Source organism: Pseudomonas sp. AS2.8 (genome assembly GCF_014190935.1).
Taxonomy (GTDB): Bacteria; Pseudomonadota; Gammaproteobacteria; order Pseudomonadales; family Pseudomonadaceae; genus Chryseomonas.
Genome location: NZ_JACHVV010000002.1, coordinates 939,316 through 962,456 on the forward strand (window position 1 = coordinate 939,316; position 23,141 = coordinate 962,456).

Sequence of the window (23,141 nt, forward strand, 5' to 3'; positions counted from 1 at the left end):
ATCTCCCCCATTACATTTAGCGTCGCGCGCCCCCAGGGGCTAGTCTAGCGACCACAAGGCTTCATCCGCTTCGCTTGGCCGCCTTCGGGTCGCGCCAGGCGAAGCCACAGGAACGCTCATCCAGCCAGGGTCCAGGCATGCCAACATCTCCAGCGTCCCGCAGCGCCTTACCGCGCCGGCGGGGCCATACCGTCCTCCTGCGGCTGTTCCCGGCGCTCTGCGTACTGCTGCTGGGCCTCATCGGCCTGGGTTGCTATCTGCTGGTCGACAACGCCGTGCGCCAGGACGCCACCGTCGCCCAGCACACCGAGCGCGCGGTCGGTCGCACCTTTACCCGCCTCGACGAGGAAGTCGCCCGCAACCTGATCGACTACAGCAAATGGGACGAGGCCTATCGCCGCCTCCACCAGGAGCTGGACCACGACTGGGCCTACGACCAGGGCAACCTCGGCGAATCGCTGTACCGCGTCTATGGCTACGAAGGGGTGCTGGTATTCGACGGCCAGGACCGCCCCCGCTATCGCCTGCTCAATGGCCAGCTGGTCGATCCCGCTACGCCCTGGCTGCAGGGCGACATCGCCGGCCTGCTGGCCGCGGCACGCAGCGCCGACGCCCGCGCCGGCAGCGTGTCCGGTGTGCTGACCGTGGCCGGGATGCCGGCGCTGGTGGCCGCCGCCGCCATCACCCCGGGCGATCGCGCCGGCGTCCGCCTCCCGGAGGCACCGGCCTCGGTGCTGGTCTTCGTCAATGTGCTGAGTCCCGCCCGCCTGGCCGCCCTGAGCGAAGCCAACAACCTGCCGCCGCTGAGCATCACCACCGACCCGGCCGGCAGTCGCGCCAGCTGGCAACTGCCGGGCTCCGGCTATCAGCTGACCTGGCGCCCGCCGCGGCCGGGATTGTGGCTGATGCAGCAGACCCTGCCGCTGTTCGGCGGCGGAGTGCTGATCCTGCTGCTGGGGCTGATCTGGCTGTTTCGCCAGGCGCTGCTGTCGATGCGCCAGCTGGATGCCCAGTACGATGACCTGCTGGCCAGTCGCAGCGAACTGGCCATCGGCGAGCGGCGTTTCCGCGACATCGCCGAAGCCACCTCGGACTGGCTGTGGGAGGTCGACGCCAACTTGCGCCTGGTCTACGTTTCGGATCGCTTCGCCGAAGTCACCGGGGAAGCCACCGAGCGCTGGCTGGGACGGCCGCTCAACGAACTCCTGACGCCCCATGCCGACACCCTGGCGCACTGGCTCGCCGGCCAGGCGCACGATCGCAAGCCATGCCCGCCGCTGGTCTGTCACTACCTGGACGGCAACGGCCGCGAACGTACCTGCCGGGTCGCCGCCCGGGCCATTCCCGAGGGTGGCTATCGCGGCACCGTCACCGATCTCACCGACGAGATCGAGGCCCTGGCCCAGGTGCAGCACCTGTCCTGGCACGATCCCCTGACCGGCTTGCCCAACCGCCATCGCCTGCACCAGTTTCTCGCCACCCACCTGGAAGGCCCCGAGCCCCGGCCCCTGGCGCTGATCAGCCTGGACCTGGATAGATTCAAGACGGTCAACGACGCCCTTGGCCATGCGGCGGGCGATCAGGTCTTGCAGGAAGCGGCGCAGCGCCTGCGGCAGAACGTGACCGCCACCGACCTGGTGGCCCGCCTGGGCGGCGACGAATTCTGCGTGGTGCTCAGCGGCGATCGCGACCCGGGCGCTATCGCCGACCTCTGCCGACGCCTGGTGGAGCAGTTGCGCCAGCCCTTCCGCCTCGGCGAGCAGCGGGTCTTCATCGGCAGCAGCCTGGGCGTGGCCCTGGCGCCGCGGGATACCGGCATTCCGGCGGAATTACTGCGCCTGGCCGACATCGCCCTCTACCAGGCCAAGGCCGCTGGCCGCGGCACCTGGCGCTTCCACGAGCCGGCCATGAACGAGCAGGTGCTCCTGCGCCGGCAGCTGGAGCAGGACCTGCGCCAGGCCCTGCGCGATGACCGGCTCAGCCTCTACTACCAGCCGCGGCGCTGCCTCGCCGATGGCAGCCTGCGTGGCTTCGAGGCGCTGGTGCGCTGGGAGCACCCGACCCAGGGCCTGCTGGAGCCGCTGGACTTCCTCACCCTGGCCGAGGATGCCGGCCTCGGGCAGCGCCTGGGGCGCTGGGTGCTGGAGACCGCCTGCCACGATGCCCAGGGCTGGCCGGAACAACTCTCGGTGTCGGTCAATCTGTCGCCGCAGCAATTCCACGCCAACGAAGATCCGGTGCAGACCGTGGCCGAGGCGCTCTACCAGAGCGGCCTGGCGGCCTCGCGGCTGGAGCTGGAACTCACCGAACGCACCCTGCTGGATCCGGCCGCCGACGTGGCCAATACCCTGGGCGCGCTCAAGGGCCTGGGCGTGCGCCTGTGCCTGGACGATTTCGGTTCCGGCCTCTGTTCCCTGGCTTATCTGCGTCGCTATCCGCTGGACGGCATCCGCCTGGATCGCAGTCTCATCGCCCGGCACCGGCAAGCGCCGGAAGACAGCGCCCTGGTGCGGGCCATGATCGATCTCGGTCGTTCGCTGGGGCTGAGGGTGACCCTCAAGGGCGTGGAAGACGCCGAGCACCTGCGCCAGCTGCAGCACCTGCCGGCGGACGAGATCCAGGGCTTCCATTGCGGTGCGCCCCTGCCGGCCGACCAGCTGGGCGCCTGGCTGGGCGAGAGGGCGACCGAGTCGTTGAGCTGAAGCGGCAGGGCCGGGCGCCTAGCGCTCGGCCACCATGCTGCCCTCGCCCGCCGCACCGCGCCGCTGGTTGCGGTCGTCGCGGGGGGTGACGCCGAAGAAGTTGCGATAGGCGCTGGAGAAATGCGGTCCCGACGAGAAGCCGCAGGACAGGCCGATCTGGATGATGGACTTGCTGGTCTGGGTGAGCATCTTGCGCGCCCGGTTCAGCCGCAGTTCCAGGTAGTACTGGCTGGGCACCCGCGCCAGGTATTGCTTGAAGATCCGCTCCAGCTGCCGGCGGGAGACGCAGACGTGCTGGGCGATCTCGTCGGTGGTGAGCGGCTCTTCGATGTTGGCCTCCATCAGCATCACCGCCTGGGTCAGCTTGGGATGACTCGACCCCAGCCGATTCTTCAGCGGAATGCGCTGCCGCTCGCTGCCTTCGCGCAGGCGCTCGACGATCAGCTCCTCGGCGATGGTGCCGGCCTGTTCGGCGTCGCGGTCACGGCCGATCATGGCCAGCAGCAGATCGAGGATGGCCAGGCCGCCACAGGCGGTCAGGCGATCACGGTCCCACTCGTAGAGGTGATGGGTGGCGATGACCTTGGGAAATTGCTCGCTGAATTCTTCCAGCCAGCGCCAGTGCACGGCGGCGCGATGACCGTCGAGCAGACCGAGCTGGGCGAGGATGTGCACCCCGGCGGAAAAGCCCCCCATCACCACCCCGGCCCGGGCGGTCTGCCGCAGGGCCGCGACCAGCGGCGGCGGCAACGGCGGCGAGGGTTCGTCGGCCAGCACGAAGAGCCGATCCAGGCGTTCCAGCTGCCCTTCCCAGTGGCCACCCGGCAGGCGCGGCTGCAACTCGCTGCCGGCCTGCAGAAAGCGCACCTCGTAGGGCGTATCGCTCGAATGGCGAGAGGCGAGTTCCAGCGCTTCCTCGACCAGGCCCACGGTCAGCGGACGAACGTCGGGCCACAGCAGAAAGGCGATGCGGATGGTCATCTAACGTCTGGCTTCCTGTCGAGAGCGGCGGGGGCTACCGATCCGGGGCCCGCGCGCCATGAAACCCTTGTGGGGTGGCCCGCATGGTACGCCGGAGCGCTGCCCCTGTCCCGGCCTTTGCCCCGGTAGCGGACCGGAGTGCCCTGCGGTCCGCCGGCTGGCGCGATTCTAGCGCCAGCGCAACGGCGGCGGCTTTTGCCCTGGCGACAAGTCCTTACAGGACCGCCAAAAAGAAACCGCCCGCTACCGGGACGATAGCGGGCGGTCGCTGAGGCAGCCGGATCAGGCGACGGCCTGGCTCATCTGCTGGTGGGTCCCGACCAGATGCTGCACCACGCCCGGGTCGGCCAGGGTGGAGATGTCGCCGAGGGAGTCATATTCACCCACGGCGATCTTGCGCAGGATCCGCCGCATGATCTTGCCGGAGCGGGTCTTGGGCAGACCCGGCGCCCACTGGATGACATCGGGGGTGGCGATGGGGCCGATCTCCTTGCGCACCCACTGCTTGAGTTCCTGGCGCAGGGCTTCGTTGCCCTCCTCGCCCTGGTTGAGGGTCACGTAGACATAGATGCCCTGGCCCTTGAGGTCGTGGGGCATGCCCACCACCGCGGCCTCGGCCACCTTGGGATGGGCCACCAGGGCGCTCTCGATCTCGGCGGTGCCCATGCGGTGGCCGGAGACGTTGAGCACGTCGTCGACGCGACCGGTGATCCAGTAGTAGCCGTCTTCGTCGCGCCGGGCGCCATCACCGGTGAAGTACATGCCCTTGAAGGTCTTGAAGTAGGTGTCGACGAAGCGGTCGTGGTCGCCATAGATGGAGCGCGACTGGCCCGGCCAGGAATCGAGGATCACCAGGTTGCCTTCCACGGCGCCGTCGAGCAGGTTGCCTTCGTTGTCCACCAGCGCCGGCTGGATGCCGAAGAAGGGACGGGTCGCCGAACCGGGCTTCTGGCCGATGGCGCCGGGCAGCGGACTGATGAGGATGCCGCCGGTCTCGGTCTGCCACCAGGTGTCGACGATGGGGCAGCGCTCCTGGCCCACGGTCTTGTAGTACCAGTGCCAGGCCTCGGGGTTGATGGGCTCGCCCACCGAACCGAGCAGGCGCAGGCTGCTGCCGTCGACGCCGCGCATGGCCGCGTCACCCTGGGCCATCATGGCGCGGATGGCGGTGGGTGCGGTGTAGAGGACGTTGACCTGGTGCTTGTCCACCACCTGACCCATGCGGGTGACGTCCGGGTAGTTGGGCACGCCTTCGAACAGCAGGGTGGTGGCGCCATTGGCCAGCGGGCCGTAGACGATGTAGCTGTGGCCGGTGATCCAGCCGACGTCGGCGGTGCACCAGTAGACCTCGCCGGGGCGATAGTCGAAGACCCGCTCGTGGGTCAGGGCGGCATAGGTCAGGTAGCCGCCGGTGGTGTGCAGGATGCCCTTGGGCTTGCCGGTGGAGCCGGAGGTATAGAGGATGAACAGCGGCGCCTCGGCGGACATCTCCTTGGGCTCGCAGTGTTCCGGGGCCACCGAGGTGATGTCCTCGTACCAGACGTCACGGTGGCGGTGCCAGGCGATATCGGCGCCGGTGCGCTTGCAGACGATCACCTTGCGCACCGAATAGGTGGCCGGGTTGGTCAGGGCCTCGTCGACGTTGGCCTTGAGCGGGATCTTGCGGCCGCCGCGCACGCCTTCGTCGGCGGTGATCACCAGCTTGGACTGGCAGTCGCTGATGCGGCCGGCCAGGGATTCGGGGGAGAAGCCGCCGAACACCACCGAGTGCACCGCGCCGATGCGGGCACAGGCGAGCATGGCCACCACGGCCTCGGGGATCATCGGCATGTAGATGGTCACCACGTCGCCGCGGTGGATGTCCTGGCCGCGCAGGGCGTTGGCCAGCTGGCAGACCTCGCGATGCAATTCGCGGTAGGTGATGTGGCGGCTGTCGGCCGGATCGTCGCCTTCCCAGATGATGGCGGTCTGGTCGCCGCGGGTTTCCAGGTGGCGATCCAGGCAGTTGTAGGAGGCGTTCAGGGTGCCATCGGCGAACCACTGGATGTCGACGCGATGATCGTCGAAGGAGGTCTGCTTGACCCGGCTGAAGGGCTTGATCCAGTCCAGCCGCTGGGCCTGCTCGCGCCAGAAGCCATCGGGGTTGAGGATGGACTGCTGGTACAGCCGGCGATAGGTGACTTCATCGGTCAGGGTCCGGGAAGCGACTTCCGCGCGGACCGGGTAGAAAGCGGTACTCATGGGACGATCTCCTCGGCGGGAAACTGTTGTTCTTGTTGCCCTCCGTTGTACGGCGCGCACCGGTTTCGAACCATTCGACCATGGTCGGACGGGGAGCCAGGCGCTGACCGGTGGGTCTGTTACCCTTGCCCTTTCGCGATTTTTCCTCGAGGAGCGCCCCATGGCCGATCTTGCCCATTCCCATTGCGTCCCCTGCCGCTCCAGCGAGCCGGCCCTGAGCGAGGCCGCCAGCACCGCGCTGCTCAAGGCCGTCCCGGGCTGGACCCTGGTGGAGCGCGCGGGGGTCCCGCGGCTGGAACGCCGCTATGCCTTCGGCAACTTCCTCGAGGCCCTGGACTTCACCAATCGCGTCGGCCGCGAGGCCCAGGACGAGGACCATCACCCGGCCCTGCTCACCGAATGGGGCGCGGTGACCGTGAGCTGGTGGACGCACAACATCGGCGGCCTGCACCGCAACGACTTCATCATGGCGGCCCGTACCGACGCGGTCGCCCTGGCGGCCAACGTCTGAGCGTCGGAATACCGGATCGCCGGATCGCCGGATTGCCGGGCCACCGGATCGCCGGATCGCACGCTAGTCGCAGGCGGCGGCCAGTCCCTCGGCGTGGACGAAGCACAGCTTGTTGCCTTCCGGATCCCGGCAATAGGCGGCATAGAAGTCCGGTCCGTAGCCCGCTCGTATCCCAGGCGCACCTTCGTCGCTGCCGCCCCGTTGCAGGGCGCGGTGCCAGGCCGCTTCCACGGCCGCTGGCGAAGGCGCGGCGAAGCTCACCTGGACGCCATTGCCCCAGGAGGCCGGCAGGCCGTTGAAGGGCAGCTGCACATAGAATTGCGGCCACGCTCGACCTGGCCGCTGCCAGCCACACCCGGGCGGGCCGCCGTCGTCTTCGGCCGGCATCCGCACGAGGCCGAGTTCGTGCAACACGCCGTCGTAGAAATCGATCAGGCGCTCCAGATCACGCGCGCCTAGCTGTACATGGCTGAACATGGGCTCTCTCCCGCTTGCCAGGGGCCATCAGGCCACGTTAGACCAGTCCGCTGCGGCTGCCTATCGGCTCGACAAGCCCGGTCCGGGCGGTTAGCGTGGCGGCCTTTGCCTGTGACGACATAGCCATGAATCTGCGCACCCTTCCCCGCCTGACCAAGATCGGTCTGGTCTTCTTCATCCTCGGTCTACTGGGCGTGGCCTTCTCCCTCTATGGCCTCTACCAGGGTCCGCGCCCCACCGAACCCGGCGCCATGCGCAGCCTGCTGTTCGCGGCCGGACTGCAGCTGACCGGCTACGTGCTGCTCAACCGCAATCGCTTCCGCATGCTGTCCGGCCGGCGCAAGGACTGACCATGACCCTCCAGTGGAGCTGCCGCGCCGCATCGGCGCTGACCACCGCCGAGCTCTATGCCGCCCTGGTGCTGCGCGCCCGGGTGTTCGTGGTGGAGCAGCAATGCATCTATCCGGACGCCGATGGCCTGGATCTGGCGGCGGATGTCTGGCACCTGTTCGGCTGGCGCGACGACCAGTTGCACGCCTACCTGCGCCTGCTCGGAGCGGTACGCGAGGACGTGGTGATCGGCCGGGTGATCGTCGCCCCCGAGGGCCGCGGCAGCGGCCTGGGGCATCTGTTGCTGGCCGAAGCCCTGCGCGTCTGCGCCGAGCGCTGGCCCGGGCGCCCGCTGTTCCTCTCCGCCCAGGCCCATCTGCAGGGCTACTATGGCCGCTATGGCTTCACGCCCTGCTCGGCGGTGTACGACGAGGACGGCATTGCCCATATCGACATGCGTCGCCTGGCGGACTAGCGCCGGCGGCGCAGCGGATCGAGCAGCGGCTTGAGGCCGTTGTGGTCGATCTCCTGCATCAGCGCCAGCAACCGGCCCAGCTCGCCAGGGGGAAAGCCGCTGCGGGCGAACCAGTTGAGGTAGTGGCCCGGCAGGTCGGCCAGCAGGCGGCCGGCGTACTTGCCATAGGGCATGGTCCAGGTCACCAGGGCGTCCAGATCCGCGGGTTGCATCGCTTGTCTCCTCTACACGGCCTGGCGATTATGCCATGCCCTCAGGGGTCAACCGTCGGCCGCGGGGAGCACCAGCCCTCCGCGACGATCCCAGCTACATCAGGTCTGCAGAGGATTTCAGCATGAGCAACGTTTCCCGGCCGCTGGCCGCCGTCACCGGCGCTTCCAGCGGCATCGGCTTCGAACTGGCCAAGCAGCTGGCCCGCCACGGCCATGATCTGCTGCTGGTCTCCCGCGGCGATGGGCTGGACGCCGCCGAGCGTGAATTGCGCGCCCTGGGGGTCAAGGTCTGGAGTCATGCGGCCGACCTGCGCACGGCCGTGGGCGTGGAAGAAACCTTTAGATTCCTGCGTCGCCAGGGCCGCCCGCTGGACGTCGTGGTGCTCAACGCCGGGGTCGGCCTGGGCGGCGCCTTCGTCGGCCAGACGCGCCTGGAAGACGAGATGGCGCTGATCCAGCTCAACGTGATGGCCACCGTGCACCTGGCCAAGCTGGTGCTGCCGGAGATGGTCGCCGCCGGCCGTGGCCGGGTGCTCTTCACCTCGTCCATCTCGGCCACCGCGCCGATTCCCTTCGAGGCCGTCTATGGCGCCTCCAAGGCCTTCATCAATTCCTTCGCCTTCGCCTTGCGCAACGAACTCAAGGACAGCGGCGTGACCCTCACGGTGCTCATGCCCGGCCAGACCGACACCAACTTCTTCCACCGCGCCGGCGAAGACGACACCAGCGTCGGCGCCGGCCCCAAGAACGATCCGGTACAGATCGCCGCCCAGGGCTATGCCGCCCTGATGCAGGGACTCGATCACGTCTATGGGGGCGGCCCCGAGGTCCGGCACGAGGGCGAGGTGCTCAATCGCGTGGAAAGCGAAGCCCAGAAGGCCGAACGCCACCGCGCCTGGTCGGAGCCGGGATCGGCGGACAAGGACTAACTTCCCTTACGCCAGGCGCTGGAGCGTGGACGGCGACGTCAGGCGAGGCGTCATGACCAGGACCTGCCTGACGTCCGGCTGGCCGCCTCTAGTTGACCAGCGTGGCCCCGGGCGTACCGCACTTGGCGAACTTGCCCTTGGCATCCTTGCATTGCGCGGCCTTGGTCTTGGTCGTGTCGCATTTGACGAACTTGCCGTGGGCATCCCGGCAGGGCGCCGCCTGGACGCTGGCGGATGCGAAGAGGGTCAGGGCTAGCGCGGCGAACAGGGCTTTGAGCATGACGATCACCTCCAGGGCCGGGAGTGGCCTCTCGAAGCGTAGCTTGCATGCCACGGCGCTGCCACGGGCGCTAGCGACACAAAAGCTCGTATCCAGGCACTGGAGGGAAGACTGTCAGGCTTGCTCGACACCTGTCGAGGCCGCTCCCCAACGCTCGTTGACGTCATCCGCAGGCTGCCTCATCTTCCGCAGGCTCGTATGGACGAGAAAGTCTTGCCACCCCCAATTAATGTACATACGATAAATCCATGGACATTACCTTCGACCCGGCCAAGAACGCCCTCAACATCGCTGCTCGCGGATTGAGCTTCGAAGGGGTTGCCAACTTCGATTTCGAAACGGCGCTGATCTGGGTCGACGACCGCAGGATCTATCCGGAAGTACGGTATTCGGCCCTGGGCCTGATTGCGGGCCGAGTGCATGCCGTGGTGTTCACCGAAACCGCTACCGGCATTCGGGTCATCAGCTTCCGCAAGGCAAACAATCGCGAGGTAAAACGCTATGAGCAAGCCACTCAACCCTGAATTGATCGACGCGGAAAACCCTGAGTGGACCGACGAGAAGGTCGAGCAATCGGTGCGTATCGGTGCGTTGCCGGTGACCTTGCAAGCCAAGCTGCGTCGCGGCCGACCCCAAGCGAGCGTCACCAAGGAGCGCATCACCATTCGGCTTTCCCCGGACGTTGTCGACGCCTTCCGCGCGACGGGTTCAGGCTGGCAGACCCGCATGGATGCCGCGCTCAAGGACTGGCTGAAAACGCATTCGCCATCCTGATCGCGCCCCACCTTGCCATGTCCCCTGGGCGTTCATCGCCAGACTAGACGACCCAGGAGTCGCGCGCTCCAGATCCGCTTTTCCTGGCCTTCCGTTCGAGGCCTCTGGGCAGCATCCGCCCCAGCTCCATCGGGAAACCACCCGCCGATCCCCCTCGACTTTCTTGCGGCTTACCAGGCTGCTCACTGTACTGCTCGATCTCCGGCCTACTGATCCTCACGCACAGCGGGAACAGACGCCAAGATGCCCGTTCGCCAATCACCATGAGAACGACCATGCGCACCCTGGGCCTGCTGGGCGGCATGAGCTGGGAGAGTTCGGCTCACTACTATCGCATCCTCAACGAGGAAGTCCGGCGTCGGCTGGGTGGCAGTCATTCGGCGGCGTGCCTGCTGCTGTCGGTGGACTTCGCCGAGATCGCCACGCTGCAGCACGCCGGCGACTGGGTGGCGCTGGGGCAGCGGCTGCAGGGCCATGCGCGGCAACTGGCCGCCGGCGGCGCCGAGGCGCTGGTGCTCTGCACCAACACCATGCACTGCCTGGCGGCGGAGATCGAGGCGGCCACGGCCCTGCCGCTGCTGCACATCGCCGATCCCACGGGTGCGGCGATCCAGGCACAGGGGCTGCGGACCGTCGGCCTGCTGGGCACCGCCTTCACCATGGAGCAGGCCTTCTATCGCGAGCGGCTGACCGAGCGCTTCGGCCTGGAGGTGGTTGTACCCGCAGCGACCGCGCGCCAGACCGTGCACCGCATCATCTACGAAGAACTGGTACGCGGCGAGGTGCGCGCCGAATCGCGGGCCGCCTATCGCGGCATCATTGCCGAGCTGGTGGCCCAGGGCGCCGAGGGCATCGTGCTCGGCTGCACCGAGATCATGCTGCTGGTGGACCAGCGCGACAGCGCGGTGCCGCTGTTCGACACCACGCGACTGCACGCCCTGGCCGCCGTGGACTGGGCACTGGACGAGCCCCAGGGCTAGCCCTGCAGCCGCTGCGCCACCTCGGCCAGCAGCGGACGCGCATCGAGCGCGGGCTGCTGGCACTCCGCAGCCAGGGCCGCCAGTGCCGGATCGACGGGTTCGCTGCAACGCGTCAGCCATTCCTCCAGCAGGATGCCGAAGGCGCGACTTTCGAAGCGTTGCAGGCGCGCGGTCTGCGCCCTGTCCTCGGGCAGCAGCGAGGCGCCGCCGAAGTCGCCCAGCAGGCAGCGCGCGCCACCGTCCCAGAGGATGTTGTGGGCATAGAAGTCGCCGTGGACCAGGCCGTGGCCGTGCAGGTGCGCCAGGGCGCTGGCCATGCCGCCGGCCATGGTACGCACGGCGCTGGCGGTGAAGCGGGTGTCTTCGGGATAGACGTCGCGACTGCAGGTGCTGAAGCTCGGCGGACCGGCCAGGTTGCCGAAGGCCGGCTCCACCAGCTCCAGTACCAGGCCACTGCGCTGCTCGGGATGCTCGGCCAGATCGCCGAGGGCGCCGATCAGCCAGGGATGGGTGCCGGCGCTGAGGCTGGCGGCGCTTTCGCTTTCCGGGGTGCCATCGCTGGTCATGCTGCCTTTGAACAGCTTGACGGCGACCTCGCGTGGCCCCGTGGGCGACTGCCAGCGCGCTTGGTGGATGATGCCGGAGGCGCCCTCCCCCAGCCGCTCGCCCAGCAGCAGGTCGCTCCAGGCGATGCGTTGTTGCCGCGCCGCCTGGGTGCGCACCGCGCGCTCGCGCTCGGCTCCCAGCGGATTGTCGCCGTAGGCCAGCCAGGTCAGCCGCGGCAGGTCGAGGATGGCCGGGGGCAGCGCCGCGAAGCGATTCGCCGACAGCCGCAGCAGTTCCAGCTGGTGCAGGTCGGCCATGGACGCCGGCAGGCTCTGCAGCTGGTTGCCGGCCAGCATAAGCTTTTGCAGGGCGGGCCGCTCGCCGAGGGCGGCAGGCACTTCGGCGATGCGGTTGTCGGTGAGGATCAGCCAGCGCAGGCGCGGCGGCAGCGCCGCGGCGCTCACCCGCTCCAGCTGGCAGGCCTTGAAGCCGATCATTTCCAGCCTGGGTAGCGTGCCGAGCACCTCGGGCAATTCGGTGAAGGGATTGCCCGAGCAGAAGAGAATGCGCAGCTGGTGCAACCGGCCCAGGTCGGCGGGCAGGCGGGTCAGCCGATTGCCCGACAGGTCGAGGATTTCCAGGCTGTCGGCCAGGCCAAAGATCTCTTCGGGGAATTCGGTCAGGTCGGCGCGCAGGGTCAGGCGCGTGGCCCCGGCCAGTTCGCCGGCACGCAGCCGGGCAAGGGTATCCGTCATGGGGAAGCGACTCTCACTGTCTGGAAAAACCGGCACCCGCCGGTGATGGCGCGGACGTTAGCACGCCGGGGCAATTAGCCGCGGCCCTCGTGCGCCAGAATGCGCGCCACTGCCTCTTGCAGCGTGCCGGCGATCACCTGGGGCGGCGCCAGGGGATTGGCCGCCTGATCGGGACGTCGCTGCAGCAGGGCACCCCTGAAGCCGGCCGCCTGGGCGCCGGCGATGTCCCAGGCATGGACGGCGATCAGCCACAGCTGTTCGGCCGGCTGATCCAGGTTGGCGGCGGCCTGACGATAGGCCGCCGTGGCGGGCTTGCTGGCACCGGCGTCCTCGGCCGAGAGGATACCGGCGAAGGCGTCGCCCAGGCCGGCGTAGGTCAGCTGCGCCTGGGTGGCGGCGCGGGCATTGTTGGAAAAGGCGATGCAGCGCACGCCCTGCGCCCGGGCGAAATCGAGGCCCGCGCGGACATCGGCATGGGCGGGCAGCCGCTTGAGGGCGTCGGCGACGCGCTGCCGGTCGGCGGCGGTGAGCGTTCGCCCGAACCGTGCGCCGATCATCTCCAGCGCCGCCTGACCCTGGGCCTCGAAGGGGGCGTGCCGGCCACAGAGCTCGGCGCTCATGGCGTTCTGCAGGGTCTGGGCGAACCATAGCGTGCGGCTCTGGGGGTCACCGAACAGCTCGGTGAACAGGCCATCCAGCGCGGACAGGTCCAGCACGGTCTCATTGATGTCGAACAGGCATGTCAGGGTCATGGTCGCTACTCGGCAGGGGATATCCCTTCGACCAGGGCTCGCGATTGACGTGCAGCCGCGCTAAGGTTCCAGACTGGCAGGCGAGACGAAACGGCTAAAGTCTTATGATTTCTCGCCGATACTTCCGCAGACCTGCCTCTCGTTTGCTGCACTCGCCTGGCTCGGGTCGCGGCAGTTCCTCCAGAATGGGCTTGTTGCTCGAGCAAGGCTCATCGATATTCCCGAGATAGCCTGATGGCCGATTCACTGAAGTACGAAGATGACCGCCTCAACGCCCTGCACGCCCTAGAACTGCTGGATTCGGCGCCGGCAGAGGAATTCGATCGCCTTTGCGAACTGGTCGCCAGCAGCTTCGATGTGCCGACCGCGCTGATCAGCCTGGTGGATCGTGATCGCCAGTGGTTCAAGGCCCGCGTCGGCTTCGACCTGGCGCAGATGCCCATCGAGGACGCCTTCTGCGCCCACACCATCCAGGCCGAGGATGGCAGGATGGAGATCAACGATGCCTGCTGCGATACCCGCTTCAGCCATAACCCCCTGGTGGTACGCGCCCCCCATGTGCGCTTCTATGCCGGCTCGACCCTGGTCACCGAGGCCGGCTATGCCATCGGCAGTCTGTGCATCCTCGACAGCCAGCCGCGCGAACTGACGGCCGCGGAACGCAAGCGCTTGGACGATTTCGCCGCCCAGGTGATGAGCCTCATAGGCCTGCGCCAGCACCTGCGCCGCCGTGATCCGGTTAGCGGCCTGCCCAATCGCCAGCAGTTCCACGCCGATGTCGCCCAGCTGGCCGAACTCCAGCCCGACGAGGGGCGCCTGCTGGTGCTGGTGGATCCCCTGGAGACCCACTGGAAGGAGCAACTGATCCTGGCACAGGGCATGTGGCCCTTCGAGACCTTCCTGCGCAGCCTGGCCCTGCGGCTGTGCGACGCCCTGAGCGAGCGGGCCAAGGTCTATCACGTGGACACCAAGAGATTCGCCTTTCTGCTGCCGGAGGACTGCGATTATCCGCCGCTGCTCGACGCCCTCATCGCCCAGTTGCGCATGCCGGTCCAGGCCGACCGAGTTCCCATCGATCCGCCGGTCAAGGCCGGCGTGGTGCCCTTCCTGCTCGATCCGGGCGAAGTCCGTGACCTGCTGCGCAAGGCCATCGTGGCGGTCGACCAGGCGGCGCTGAGCAGTCGTCACTGGGTCGTCTACGAGCGCCCCCGGGACGAGGCTTTCCAGCGCATCTTCCAGCTGGTCCGGCAGATTCCCGAAGGCCTGGAGCGCGGTGACTTCAGCCTGGCCTTCCAGCCGCGCCTGGCTTTGCCTGACCGTCACCTATGTAGCGCCGAGGCCCTGTTGCGCTGGACCCATCCGCAACTCGGCCCCATCGCCCCGGGCGACTTCATTCCGGCGATTGAGAAGACCGCGCTGATCCACAGCGTCACCCGCTGGGTGATCCGCACCGCCATCGGCCAGCTGGCGCTGTGGGGCGAAGGCTACCAGGGGCGACTGTCGCTCAACCTGTCACCACGGGATTTCGACGAAGGCGACCTGGTCGACCTGCTGCGCGAGACCTGCCAGCGCCAGGGCGTCGATCCTCGCCGGCTGGAGGTGGAGATCACCGAAGGCGAATGGCTCAGACGCAATCCGGTCGCCATCGCCCAGTTGCATGAGCTGCGCGAACTGGGCCTGGATATCGCCATCGACGACTTCGGCAGCGGCTACAGCAACTTCGCCTATCTCTACGAATTGCCAGTGACCAGCGTCAAGCTCGACCGCTCGCTGATCCACGATCTGCCCCGGGATCCACGCAAGCAGGAGGTGGTCAGGGCGCTGCTGGCGCTGCTCGGCAAGCTAGGTTATCGCAGCGTCGCCGAGGGCATAGAGACGCCCGAGGTGCTGGCCTTCCTGCAGGAAGCCGGCTGCGACGAGGTTCAGGGCTATCTGCTGGCCCGCCCCATGGCCCTGCCCGCTTTCGAGGCCTGGTACGCCGAACAGGGTTAAGCCGAACGGATGAGGTCATTTGACTGACAAATTCATTCCAGGCTCTACACTGGTTCAGGTCGTAGTTTCCCGGGAGTGAGGACATGAGGGAATCAGGTACCGAGTTGTTGGACGTGGTTGGCCTGGATACTGGCAATCTGAGCAGTCAAGGTTGCATCGACAAGGTGCTGCACGCGCTGCGCATCCACCTGGACATGGACGTGGCCTTCCTGGCCGAATTTCGCCAGCAGGATCGGGTCTTTCGCAATGTCGATGCCGTGCCCGATGCACCGCTCAAGGCCGGCGACGCCCTGCCGCTCAGCCAGGGCTATTGTCAGCAGGTGGTCACCGGCCATCTGCCCGAACTCATCCCCGATACCCGCGCCGTCGGCCCGGCCCGCCTGATCCCGGAAACCCGCAGCGTCCCCATCGGTGCCCACGTCAGCGTGCCCGTCCGGCTCAGCGATGGCGAACTCTATGGCACCTTCTGCTGCTTCAAGTACCAGCCCGATCCGACCCTGAGTCCCCGTGACCTTGAGCTGGTGCGGACCTTCGCCGAACTGGTGGCCGATCGCCTCAGCCTGGACGTCTCCAGTCGCCGCGGTCAGGTGGAGATGCGCGAGCGCATCCAGGGCGCGGTGGCCGCCCACCAACCCAGCATCGTCTACCAGCCGATCTATCATCTCGCCGATCTGCGCATCGCTGGCTGGGAGTCGCTGTCACGCTTCCACTGCCCGCCGCAACGGAGCCCGGATCTGTGGTTCTCCGAAGCCAGCGCCATCGGGCTGGGCGACGAGCTCGAAGAATGCGCCATGCGCTTCGCCCTGCAAGGGCTGCAAAGTCTGCCCGCCGATAGCTACCTGACCATGAACTGCTCGCCGCAGACTATCCTTGGCGGGCGTCTGCCGGCGCTGCTGGCGGGCAATCCTCCCGGACGCCTGGTGCTGGAGATCACCGAACATGCCGAGGTCGACGACTACGACGCCCTGCACGCCCAGCTGCAACCGCTGCGCGCCCAGGGCGTGCGCCTGGCCATCGACGATGCTGGCGCCGGCTATTCGAGTCTGAGGCACATCCTCCGGCTGCGGCCGGACATGATCAAGCTGGACATGAGCCTGGTGCGCGACATCGATCGCGACGCCGAGCGGCGGGCGCTGGCGTCGGCGATCATCGCCTTCGCCCGCGAGACCCACAAGGAGGTGATCGCCGAGGGGGTGGAAACCCTCGCCGAGCTGGAAGCGCTCAAGGCGCTGCAGGTGGACAAGGTGCAGGGCAACCTGCTGAGCCGTCCGCTGCCGCGCGACGACGCCCTGCGCCTGCCTCGGCAGCGTCAGCTGGAAGGCCTGCAGGACAGCTGAACCGGCAAGGATCGGCGACCATTCAAGTCGCCGATCCTTTGGCCGATACGCCTAGGCGAATGATCGCTTCATCTGACGCCAGATCCGTTCTCGGCCGTTCTTTGTCCTGCAGGAGTTACCGGTGCGCTCCATCCTGGTCATCGAAGACAGCCCCATGGTCCTCAAGATTCTGGCGCACCTCTTTCGTCAGCAGCGCGACTTCGAGCCGGTGTTCTGCGCCACCCTGGCCGAAGCCGAGCTGATGCTGGAAACCTCGGCCAACCTGTTCTTTGCTGCCCTGGTGGATCTCAACCTGCCCGATGCGCCCAATGGCGAAAGCGTCGACCTGGTATTGCGCTACCGTCTGCCCTGCATCGTCCTCAGCGGTTCCTACGACGAGCGCCGGCGCGACGACCTGCTGACCAAGGGCGTGGTCGACTATGTGCTCAAGGAAAGCCAGTACTCCTACGAATTCGCCTTCCGGCTGCTGCGCCGGCTGGACAGCAATACCGCGGTCAAGATCCTCATCGCCGAGGACTCCGACGCCACCCGCAACTACATCCGCCACGTGCTGACGCCCCACCGCTACCAGTTGCTGGACGCCTGCGACGGCAACGAGGCGCTGCGCCTGCTGCAGGAGCAACCGGACATCGACCTGCTGGTGGTGGACCACAGCATGCCCGGCATCAGCGGCTTCGAACTGGTGCAGATGCTGCGGCAGAAGCTACGTCGCCACGACCTCAGCATCATCGGCCTGTCGGCCGACGAAAAGGGCTCGCTCAGCGCCAAGTTCATCAAGCAGGGCGCCGACGACTTCCTGCGCAAGCCCTTCTGCCCGGAGGAGCTGAACTGCCGGGTGGTCTCGACCCTAGAACGGCGGGATCTGCTGCGCGCCCTCACCCACGCCGCCCAGTACGATTCCCTTACCGGACTGCGCAATCGCCGCGCCTTCCAGGACCAGGCCCAGGAATTGTTCCGCCAGGCCGAACGCGAGGGCCACTCCCTGAGCGTGGCCATGCTCGACCTGGATCACTTCAAGCGCATCAACGACGAGCACGGCCATGCCAGCGGTGACAGTGCCCTAGTGGTCTTCGCCCAGGCGCTGGCCCGCACCCTGCCCCAGGACCTGACCGGCCGCCTGGGCGGCGAGGAATTCGCCCTGGTCAGCCGCATGCCGCCGGAGCAGTTGCTGCAGGCGCTGGACCTGCTGCGGCGCTACTGCCACGCCCAGACCTACGCACCGGGCGCCCCGCCGCTGTCGTTCAGCGCCGGGGTCTTCAGCGGCGTCGCCAACGACCTCGAAGGCTTTCTGCACGAAGCCGATCGCCGCCTCTATCAGGCCAAGCGCCAGGGCCGTGCCCGCACCTGCCTGGTACTGGACGCCGAGTAGCGCGGATCCCGGGTTGGCGCCCTCCGCCACAAGACATATGATGTCAGACGATTAGCCTGCTGCCGCAGGTCGATCCGCATTGCCTCGTCTGAACAATAACAATCAAGGACCTGCACCATGCATGACTCTCATCCGGGCCTCGCCCGGCCATTGTCGCGTCGCCGGCTGCTCCAGGGCAGCCTGATCTGCAGCGCGGCCCTCGCGCTGCCCGGGCTGGCCCGCGCCGCCGAACCCCTGAGCCAACGCTATCCCGATCCGCTGATCGAGATCCTCGACGACCGCTTCCTGGAATTGCGGCTGTTCAACGCCAGCGTCGAGCGCCTGGCCAGCGGCCTGCGCTGGGCCGAAGGCCCGGTCTGGATCGGCGATGGCAACTACCTGCTGATGAGCGACATCCCCAACAACCGCATCGTGCGCTGGGATGAGGCCAGTGGCCGGCTGGACACCTATCGCGCCCAGTCGAACTTCGCCAACGGTCTGACCCGCGACCGCCAGGGTCGCCTGATCGCCTGTGAAGGCTCCACCACCCACGGTCTCGGGCGGCGGGTCACCCGCACCGAGCACGACGGGCGTATCACCGTGCTGGCGGATACCTTCGAGGGCAAGCCGTTCAATTCGCCCAACGACGTGGTGGTCAAACGCGACGGTTCCATCTGGTTCAGCGATCCGCCGTTCCAGGCCAACAGCGACTACGAGGGCCACCGGGTCAAGACCGAGCAACCCGATGGGGTCTATCGCATCGACGGCGAGAGCCTGGCGGTGACCCGGGTGATCGGCGATCTCAACGGCCCCAACGGCCTGGCCTTCTCGCCGGACGAGAAGCTGCTCTATGTGGTCGAGGGCCGCGCCAAGCCCAATCGCCTGGTGTGGGCCTATACGGTCAGGGACGACGGCAGCCTGGGCGAGCGCCGCAAGCACATCGAGGCGCTGGAATACGGCGCCCTGGATGGCATCAAGTGCGACGTGGCGGGCAATCTCTGGTGCGGCTGGGGCAGCAGTGGCGCGCCGGCGGCCAAGCCCGAAGCCCTCGATGGCGTGCGGGTCTTCGATCCCAGCGGCAAGGCGCTGGGTCACATCCACCTGCCGGAACGCTGCCCCAACCTGTGCTTTGGCGGCCCGGAAGGCAACCGGCTGTTCATGGCCGGTTCCCACTCGCTGTACAGCCTCTACGTCAACATCCGCGGTGCCGGCCTCTAGCGCCTAGCGGGACTCCGGCGGCGACTGCTCGACCAGCACGGTCAGCGAATCGAGCACGCTTTCCAGGGCGTAGGCCGCTTCGAAGCGCGCCAGATTCTGGGTGAGATCGGCCAGGCTGGTGGTGATCCCCAGCCAGTTGCCCAGGCCGATCTGGCGCGCCGCTTCCGGCAGCGAACAGCCGCCGTCGCGGCGTTCCAGCCAGGCCAGCACCAGTTCGGGCGGGGTATCGGCTTCGAGGCCCAGGGTCCGCAGCAGCCGCAGGGCCTTGGCCTGTTCGCGGGGTGGCAGCCGATGGCGGGCCGTGGGGGTGGGCTGGTCGACGATCAGCGTCAACCGGGAGCCGGGGATATCGGTCATCTGGACCTCTAGGGACTACACCAGAACCGCACGGCGCGAGGCCGCTTCATCACCCCATGGTAGGCGAATAGTCTGGCCAATTGCCATCCCCGGGCCCGACCCTCGTCACCTGGAAAACGCCGTTCGGCCCCTGCCCGCTCAGGGCGAGGCGCGGCCCCGGCAGCGCTGCCAGCGTTCTTCCACCCGCTGGGCGAACCAGGCGGTGGTCAGGGTACGGGTGATCTTGGGGCTTTCCAAGGTGATGCCCGGCAGGATGGCACGCGGCAGGCTGCGACCGGCCTTGCGCTCGGCCAGGGCATAGACCTTGGCATAGAGATTGGTCCTGGCTAAGTCCTCGGATTCACCCGCTTCCAGGTCATGGCGGATGGCGATGTCGCTCATGCCCAGCGCCGGCGCCAGGCGATTCACCGCCCGCTCGGTCTCGCCCTGGGTCCGCGAACCAGGCACCACCAGATCGCCATCCAGCGCCAGCTTCATTCCCGTGGCCCGGCTTACCGCGCTCTGGAAGGCGGCGTTGCGACTGGCGTACCAGCCGGCGTTGAAATCGGCGAAGCGATACAGCGGCGTGGAATAGTCCGCCGGATAGCCCAGCAGGTGTGCGGTGCCGAAATAGAGCCCCCCCCGTCGGCTGAACACCTCGTGGCGGATGGAACCGTCGCGGTCATAGGGATAGCCGCGGGCATGGGCCTCGGCGAAGTCGATGCTGACCTGCATGGGGCCGCCGGTGCGTACCGGATTGAAGCGCCCGAACAGCTGGCCTCCCAGGGGGACCATGGCGATGAAGTCCTCGAAGATCAGACTCAGCTCGCGCTCGGTACGGGCACTGTCCAGGCGCTGGGCGTAGGTCTTGCCGGTGGGCGACCTGAGGTTGAGCGCGGTGCGCACCAGCAGCTGGGGCACATAGGCCCGCGCCGCGCGTCTGTCGATCTCCTCCCGGGCGATCCGCCCCAGCCCTGGCACCGGCGGATCGACCTGGTAGGTGGATTCCTGCTCCGCCACCGCCAGCACGGCGCAGAGGTTGTCCGTCGAGGGCTCGAGACCCTGGGCGCTGAAGGCGGTCTGGATATCGCTGGCCCAGCCCTGCCGATCCGCGACGCTGGCCGGCAGCAGCCGCAGGAGCTCGGCGCGCACCTCGGCCGGCGAACGGGTCGGACCCTGGGAGCTGGGTGTCAGGCTGCAACCGGCCAGCACCAGGGCAGCGGTCAGGGCGGTCCAGCGACGCAGGCGCCCGGCGGTGGGCAGGGCGGGGGCGAACAAGGCGACGACAGCGGACACGGCGACTCCGGGAGATTCCTTTGCCCGCTTTGACCACGCTCTCGGCCAAACGGCTGGGCAGGTCAGCAACATAACCTTTGGTTATAACGATGTAACCTTTTCATTCTAGCAAGCACCTCCGATCGCTGGGATTCGTCTGCAAGTCCCACTAAAATAGTCGGACTTTAATTCGAAGCTACCGGAACCCTGATGCAGCAGACCTCTACGCTCTCCCCTACTCGCCTGCCCTGGGCTGCCCTGTGGGCGACCTGCCTGCTGGCCGTGGGCATGGTCTTTCTCAGCCAGGCCGTGGGCGGTCGTCAGGCCCTGCTGCTGCTACTCGGCGGCGCCCTGGGCCTGACCCTCTACCACGCCGCCTTCGGCTTCACCTCGGCCTGGCGGGTGTTCATCCTCGACCGTCGCGGCGCCGGCCTGCGCGCCCAGATGGTGATGCTGGCCCTGGCGGTGCTGCTGTTCTTTCCCGCCCTGGGCGCCGGCAGCCTGTTCGGCGAGGCGGTGCGCGGCAATGTCTCGCCGCTGTCCACCTCGGTGGTGGTCGGCGCCTTCCTGTTCGGCATCGGCATGCAACTGGGCGGTGGCTGCGCCTCCGGCACCCTGTTCACCGCCGGCGGTGGCAATGCGCGGATGCTGGTGACCCTGCTGTTCTTTGTCATCGGTTCGCTGATCGCCACCCAGCACCTGGGCTGGTGGTTCGCCCTGCCCAGCCTGCCGCCCACCTCCCTGGTGAGCAGCCTGGGCGTGCTGCCCGGCATCCTGGTCAGTCTGGCGGCCTTCGCCCTGATCGCCTGGGTCTCGGTGGTGCTGGAGCGCCGTCGCCACGGCAGACTGGAAGCCACGGTACCCGGTGAACACCAGGGCACGGCGCGCCTGCTGCGCGGCAACTGGCCGCTGGTCTGGGGCGCCATCGCCCTGGCCGTGCTGAACTTCGTCACCCTGGCCCTGGCCGGTCGCCCCTGGGGCGTCACCTCGGCCTTCGCGCTCTGGGGCGCCAAGGGCGCCGGTCTGCTCGGGCTGGACGTCTCCGGCTGGGCCTTCTGGCAGCAACCGGCCAATGCCCGGGCGCTGGCCGAGCCCTTCTGGTTCGACGTCACCAGCGTGATGAATCTCGGCATCATGCTGGGCGCCCTGGCCGCCGCGGGCCTTGCCGGGCGCTTCGCCCCCAGCCTGCGCATCCCCGCGCGGTCGCTGGTGGCGGCGGTGCTTGGCGGCCTGCTGCTGGGCTACGGCGCGCGGCTGGCCTATGGCTGCAACATCGGCGCCTACTTCAGCGGCATCGCCTCGGGCAGCCTGCACGGCTGGCTGTGGCTGGTGGCCGCCTTCTTCGGCAACAGCCTGGGCGTGCGCCTGCGCCCCTTCTTCTTTCCCGGCGAACGCCGTGTCGAACGCCTGACCGGCTGCTAGACCGGCAAGACCTGGCGACCGGGTGGCAGCGCCCCCGGTCGCTCCTGCAGGCTCACCACCCCGTACTGGGGCGCGCCGTGGTAGGTCTTGAGCGCCTGCATGACAAAGAGCAGGGCCGCGGTGCCCTGGTATTCGAACAGGCCCTGCAGCGGCCAGATGGTCATGAAGGCGAGAAACACCGCCAGGGTGAATTCCAGATCGCGGCTCAGCTTGCGCGCCACCAGGTAGTGGACCGCCAGGCCGATGGGAATCACCAGGATCGACAGGAAGCCGAAGCGGAACACGGTGCCGAAGATGCCGACATCGGAGAGGAAGAAGTAATCGCCGAAGATCGGCTTGAAGCCGTCGTTCCACATCAGGCTCAGGCTGCCGCTGGGCAGGCCGTTGTAAAGCTGCAAGTGGTTGATGATCTGGGAGATGGTGTTTTCCCGGACGTTGTCGGTGGGACCTTCCTGCACCGAGCGCGCATAGAAATCCAGGTTGAAGCCGAGGGTTTCCAAGAGGTGCGGATAGAGGATCAGCGGAGCGATGATGATGGCGCCGAACAGCGCCGGTCCGACCAGGCGCGCGCGCAGGGCGAGGATGGTGAACACCAGGCAGACCACGATCAGCTGGCGGGTCTGCAACACCACCACGATGGTCGCCAGAAAGAACAGCGCCAGCAGGCCGTGCCTCAGCTTGGGCCGCAACTGGCCGTCGATGAAGGACCGCCCGCGACCGGCGAAGTAGATGCAGATGAAGTAGCCGAAGAAGATCGCGCCCGCCCCCGTGGAGGCCCGTCCCGGACGACTGAGGTCCTTCACCTCGTCGCGCAGGTCCGGCAGCATCTTGAAGTAGGACAGCCAGCACAGCAGCGCCGAGAGCAGCCCGACCAAGATGATCAGATTCTCGAATTGCACGGCATTCAGTCGCTTGGCCAGGTACAGGACCAGGAAGGCGCTGAAGCAGTAGAGCACCCGCCGTTCCTCGATGAGGCCGTAGATCAGCGGCTGGCCCCAGAACAGCTGGGCGAACACCGCCGGCAGGCCGACGAACATCGCCGTGGAAAACAGGCAGAAGCCCATCAGCAGCCGATAGTCGCGCTGCGGTCGATGCCAGGTGCTTAGGGTGAAGAGCGCGAAGAAGCCCAGGCAGATCGCCAGGTACAGCTCGCCCACGTAGCGGATGCCCACCGGATTGGTCGGGCTCTGTTCGAAGACGCCGAACTGCAGGACCATCAGGCCACCCAGGGCCAGAAAACTCAGTCGATTGATCAGCGTACCCGGCAT

At 67.5% G+C, this 23,141-nt stretch carries 23 protein-coding genes; 13 read left to right on the forward strand and 10 right to left on the reverse strand.

The window, feature by feature from the left end; translation table 11 throughout:
- The first annotated feature begins 137 nt into the window (after positions 1–137).
- On the forward strand, positions 138–2,702 hold the full coding sequence (locus FHR73_RS11290; protein WP_183631162.1) for an EAL domain-containing protein: 2,565 nt from the start codon (positions 138–140) through the stop codon (positions 2,700–2,702).
- A gap of 18 nt (positions 2,703–2,720) precedes the next feature.
- On the opposite strand, the gene FHR73_RS11295 is transcribed toward FHR73_RS11290, so the two are convergent.
- On the reverse strand, positions 2,721–3,683 hold the full coding sequence (locus FHR73_RS11295) for a GlxA family transcriptional regulator (RefSeq protein ID WP_133859895.1): 963 nt from the start codon (positions 3,681–3,683) through the stop codon (positions 2,721–2,723).
- Positions 3,684–3,965: 282 nt separating this feature from the next.
- Entirely contained in the window at positions 3,966–5,924 is a 1,959-nt protein-coding gene (gene acs, locus FHR73_RS11300; protein ID WP_183631163.1) for an acetate--CoA ligase, read from the reverse strand.
- A 160-nt stretch (positions 5,925–6,084) separates the two neighbouring features.
- Between acs and FHR73_RS11305 the strand changes: the two genes are divergently transcribed.
- Positions 6,085–6,435, forward strand: a complete 351-nt coding sequence (locus FHR73_RS11305) for a 4a-hydroxytetrahydrobiopterin dehydratase (protein ID WP_183631164.1) — start codon at positions 6,085–6,087, stop codon at positions 6,433–6,435.
- 63 nt (positions 6,436–6,498) lie between these two features.
- On the opposite strand, the gene FHR73_RS11310 is transcribed toward FHR73_RS11305, so the two are convergent.
- A complete protein-coding gene (locus tag FHR73_RS11310) occupies positions 6,499–6,912 on the reverse strand; it encodes a VOC family protein (protein ID WP_183631165.1) in 414 nt (137 codons plus the stop codon).
- Between the two features lie 125 nt (positions 6,913–7,037).
- Between FHR73_RS11310 and FHR73_RS11315 the strand changes: the two genes are divergently transcribed.
- Positions 7,038–7,262, forward strand: coding sequence for a hypothetical protein (locus tag FHR73_RS11315; protein WP_183631166.1), 225 nt, complete (start codon positions 7,038–7,040; stop codon positions 7,260–7,262).
- A 2-nt stretch (positions 7,263–7,264) separates the two neighbouring features.
- Positions 7,265–7,717 (forward strand): GNAT family N-acetyltransferase, encoded by a 453-nt coding sequence (locus FHR73_RS11320; protein ID WP_183631167.1) that lies wholly within the window; start codon positions 7,265–7,267, stop codon positions 7,715–7,717.
- On the opposite strand, the gene FHR73_RS11325 is transcribed toward FHR73_RS11320, so the two are convergent.
- On the reverse strand, positions 7,714–7,929 hold the full coding sequence (locus FHR73_RS11325) for a DUF3820 family protein (protein WP_158892131.1): 216 nt from the start codon (positions 7,927–7,929) through the stop codon (positions 7,714–7,716). The two genes, FHR73_RS11320 and FHR73_RS11325, sit on opposite strands and share 4 nt — an antisense overlap.
- Before the next feature lie 122 nt (positions 7,930–8,051).
- Here FHR73_RS11325 and FHR73_RS11330 point away from each other — a divergent pair, with 122 nt between their 5' ends.
- On the forward strand, positions 8,052–8,858 hold the full coding sequence (locus FHR73_RS11330) for an SDR family oxidoreductase (RefSeq protein ID WP_183631168.1): 807 nt from the start codon (positions 8,052–8,054) through the stop codon (positions 8,856–8,858).
- Positions 8,859–8,946: 88 nt separating this feature from the next.
- Here FHR73_RS11330 and FHR73_RS11335 read toward each other — a convergent pair whose 3' ends face one another.
- On the reverse strand, positions 8,947–9,138 hold the full coding sequence (locus FHR73_RS11335) for a hypothetical protein (protein WP_183631169.1): 192 nt from the start codon (positions 9,136–9,138) through the stop codon (positions 8,947–8,949).
- Positions 9,139–9,386: 248 nt separating this feature from the next.
- On the opposite strand from FHR73_RS11335, the gene FHR73_RS11340 reads away from it, so the two are divergent.
- From FHR73_RS11340 to FHR73_RS11350, 3 genes are all read left to right on the forward strand, one after another.
- Entirely contained in the window at positions 9,387–9,662 is a 276-nt protein-coding gene (locus FHR73_RS11340) for a BrnT family toxin (RefSeq protein WP_027602531.1), read from the forward strand.
- Complete coding sequence (locus tag FHR73_RS11345) at positions 9,640–9,912, forward strand: BrnA antitoxin family protein (RefSeq protein ID WP_027597134.1); 273 nt, start codon at positions 9,640–9,642, stop codon at positions 9,910–9,912. Before FHR73_RS11340 ends, FHR73_RS11345 begins: the two co-directional genes overlap by 23 nt.
- Before the next feature lie 275 nt (positions 9,913–10,187).
- Positions 10,188–10,892 (forward strand): aspartate/glutamate racemase family protein, encoded by a 705-nt coding sequence (locus FHR73_RS11350; RefSeq protein WP_183631170.1) that lies wholly within the window; start codon positions 10,188–10,190, stop codon positions 10,890–10,892.
- Here FHR73_RS11350 and FHR73_RS11355 read toward each other — a convergent pair.
- Complete coding sequence (locus tag FHR73_RS11355; RefSeq protein WP_183631171.1) at positions 10,889–12,193, reverse strand: leucine-rich repeat-containing protein kinase family protein; 1,305 nt, start codon at positions 12,191–12,193, stop codon at positions 10,889–10,891. The genes FHR73_RS11350 and FHR73_RS11355 overlap by 4 nt on opposite strands.
- A gap of 74 nt (positions 12,194–12,267) precedes the next feature.
- Positions 12,268–12,945 (reverse strand): haloacid dehalogenase type II, encoded by a 678-nt coding sequence (locus FHR73_RS11360; protein ID WP_183631172.1) that lies wholly within the window; start codon positions 12,943–12,945, stop codon positions 12,268–12,270.
- A gap of 234 nt (positions 12,946–13,179) precedes the next feature.
- On the opposite strand from FHR73_RS11360, the gene FHR73_RS11365 reads away from it, so the two are divergent.
- The 4 genes from FHR73_RS11365 to FHR73_RS11380 all read left to right on the forward strand — a co-directional run bounded on the left by FHR73_RS11365 (position 13,180) and on the right by FHR73_RS11380 (position 18,840).
- The gene (locus FHR73_RS11365; RefSeq protein WP_221191491.1) at positions 13,180–14,937 is read left to right on the forward strand and encodes a bifunctional diguanylate cyclase/phosphodiesterase; all 1,758 of its coding nucleotides are present in this window, start codon (positions 13,180–13,182) and stop codon (positions 14,935–14,937) included.
- 83 nt (positions 14,938–15,020) lie between these two features.
- The gene (locus FHR73_RS11370; protein ID WP_183631173.1) at positions 15,021–16,274 is read left to right on the forward strand and encodes an EAL domain-containing protein; all 1,254 of its coding nucleotides are present in this window, start codon (positions 15,021–15,023) and stop codon (positions 16,272–16,274) included.
- 121 nt (positions 16,275–16,395) lie between these two features.
- Positions 16,396–17,643: a diguanylate cyclase domain-containing protein gene (locus FHR73_RS11375; protein ID WP_183631174.1), complete on the forward strand. Its 1,248-nt coding sequence runs from the start codon at positions 16,396–16,398 to the stop codon at positions 17,641–17,643.
- A gap of 117 nt (positions 17,644–17,760) precedes the next feature.
- Complete coding sequence (locus tag FHR73_RS11380) at positions 17,761–18,840, forward strand: SMP-30/gluconolactonase/LRE family protein (protein WP_183631175.1); 1,080 nt, start codon at positions 17,761–17,763, stop codon at positions 18,838–18,840.
- A gap of 3 nt (positions 18,841–18,843) precedes the next feature.
- Here the strand turns inward: FHR73_RS11380 and FHR73_RS11385 are convergent, their stop codons facing one another.
- A complete protein-coding gene (locus FHR73_RS11385; protein WP_183631176.1) occupies positions 18,844–19,197 on the reverse strand; it encodes a hypothetical protein in 354 nt (117 codons plus the stop codon).
- A gap of 138 nt (positions 19,198–19,335) precedes the next feature.
- Complete coding sequence (locus tag FHR73_RS11390) at positions 19,336–20,472, reverse strand: DUF1615 domain-containing protein (RefSeq protein WP_409258675.1); 1,137 nt, start codon at positions 20,470–20,472, stop codon at positions 19,336–19,338.
- Between the two features lie 189 nt (positions 20,473–20,661).
- Between FHR73_RS11390 and FHR73_RS11395 the strand changes: the two genes are divergently transcribed.
- Complete coding sequence (locus tag FHR73_RS11395) at positions 20,662–21,873, forward strand: YeeE/YedE family protein (RefSeq protein ID WP_183631177.1); 1,212 nt, start codon at positions 20,662–20,664, stop codon at positions 21,871–21,873.
- Here FHR73_RS11395 and FHR73_RS11400 read toward each other — a convergent pair.
- On the reverse strand, positions 21,870–23,141 hold the full coding sequence (locus FHR73_RS11400) for a hypothetical protein (protein ID WP_183631178.1): 1,272 nt from the start codon (positions 23,139–23,141) through the stop codon (positions 21,870–21,872). The genes FHR73_RS11395 and FHR73_RS11400 overlap by 4 nt on opposite strands.

What these genes read in the sequence shown, in the direction of transcription:
- FHR73_RS11290 (WP_183631162.1), top strand. Translation starts at nt 138, where the DNA reads ATGCCAACATCTCCAGCGTCCCGCAGCGCCTTACCGCGCCGGCGGGGC.
- FHR73_RS11295 (WP_133859895.1), bottom strand. Translation starts at nt 3,683, where the DNA reads ATGACCATCCGCATCGCCTTTCTGCTGTGGCCCGACGTTCGTCCGCTG.
- acs (WP_183631163.1), bottom strand. Translation starts at nt 5,924, where the DNA reads ATGAGTACCGCTTTCTACCCGGTCCGCGCGGAAGTCGCTTCCCGGACC.
- FHR73_RS11305 (WP_183631164.1), top strand. Translation starts at nt 6,085, where the DNA reads ATGGCCGATCTTGCCCATTCCCATTGCGTCCCCTGCCGCTCCAGCGAG.
- FHR73_RS11310 (WP_183631165.1), bottom strand. Translation starts at nt 6,912, where the DNA reads ATGTTCAGCCATGTACAGCTAGGCGCGCGTGATCTGGAGCGCCTGATC.
- FHR73_RS11315 (WP_183631166.1), top strand. Translation starts at nt 7,038, where the DNA reads ATGAATCTGCGCACCCTTCCCCGCCTGACCAAGATCGGTCTGGTCTTC.
- FHR73_RS11320 (WP_183631167.1), top strand. Translation starts at nt 7,265, where the DNA reads ATGACCCTCCAGTGGAGCTGCCGCGCCGCATCGGCGCTGACCACCGCC.
- FHR73_RS11325 (WP_158892131.1), bottom strand. Translation starts at nt 7,929, where the DNA reads ATGCAACCCGCGGATCTGGACGCCCTGGTGACCTGGACCATGCCCTAT.
- FHR73_RS11330 (WP_183631168.1), top strand. Translation starts at nt 8,052, where the DNA reads ATGAGCAACGTTTCCCGGCCGCTGGCCGCCGTCACCGGCGCTTCCAGC.
- FHR73_RS11335 (WP_183631169.1), bottom strand. Translation starts at nt 9,138, where the DNA reads ATGCTCAAAGCCCTGTTCGCCGCGCTAGCCCTGACCCTCTTCGCATCC.
- FHR73_RS11340 (WP_027602531.1), top strand. Translation starts at nt 9,387, where the DNA reads ATGGACATTACCTTCGACCCGGCCAAGAACGCCCTCAACATCGCTGCT.
- FHR73_RS11345 (WP_027597134.1), top strand. Translation starts at nt 9,640, where the DNA reads ATGAGCAAGCCACTCAACCCTGAATTGATCGACGCGGAAAACCCTGAG.
- FHR73_RS11350 (WP_183631170.1), top strand. Translation starts at nt 10,188, where the DNA reads ATGCGCACCCTGGGCCTGCTGGGCGGCATGAGCTGGGAGAGTTCGGCT.
- FHR73_RS11355 (WP_183631171.1), bottom strand. Translation starts at nt 12,193, where the DNA reads ATGACGGATACCCTTGCCCGGCTGCGTGCCGGCGAACTGGCCGGGGCC.
- FHR73_RS11360 (WP_183631172.1), bottom strand. Translation starts at nt 12,945, where the DNA reads ATGACCCTGACATGCCTGTTCGACATCAATGAGACCGTGCTGGACCTG.
- FHR73_RS11365 (WP_221191491.1), top strand. Translation starts at nt 13,180, where the DNA reads ATGGCCGATTCACTGAAGTACGAAGATGACCGCCTCAACGCCCTGCAC.
- FHR73_RS11370 (WP_183631173.1), top strand. Translation starts at nt 15,021, where the DNA reads ATGAGGGAATCAGGTACCGAGTTGTTGGACGTGGTTGGCCTGGATACT.
- FHR73_RS11380 (WP_183631175.1), top strand. Translation starts at nt 17,761, where the DNA reads ATGCATGACTCTCATCCGGGCCTCGCCCGGCCATTGTCGCGTCGCCGG.
- FHR73_RS11385 (WP_183631176.1), bottom strand. Translation starts at nt 19,197, where the DNA reads ATGACCGATATCCCCGGCTCCCGGTTGACGCTGATCGTCGACCAGCCC.
- FHR73_RS11395 (WP_183631177.1), top strand. Translation starts at nt 20,662, where the DNA reads ATGCAGCAGACCTCTACGCTCTCCCCTACTCGCCTGCCCTGGGCTGCC.
- FHR73_RS11400 (WP_183631178.1), bottom strand. Translation starts at nt 23,141, where the DNA reads ATGCCGGGTACGCTGATCAATCGACTGAGTTTTCTGGCCCTGGGTGGC.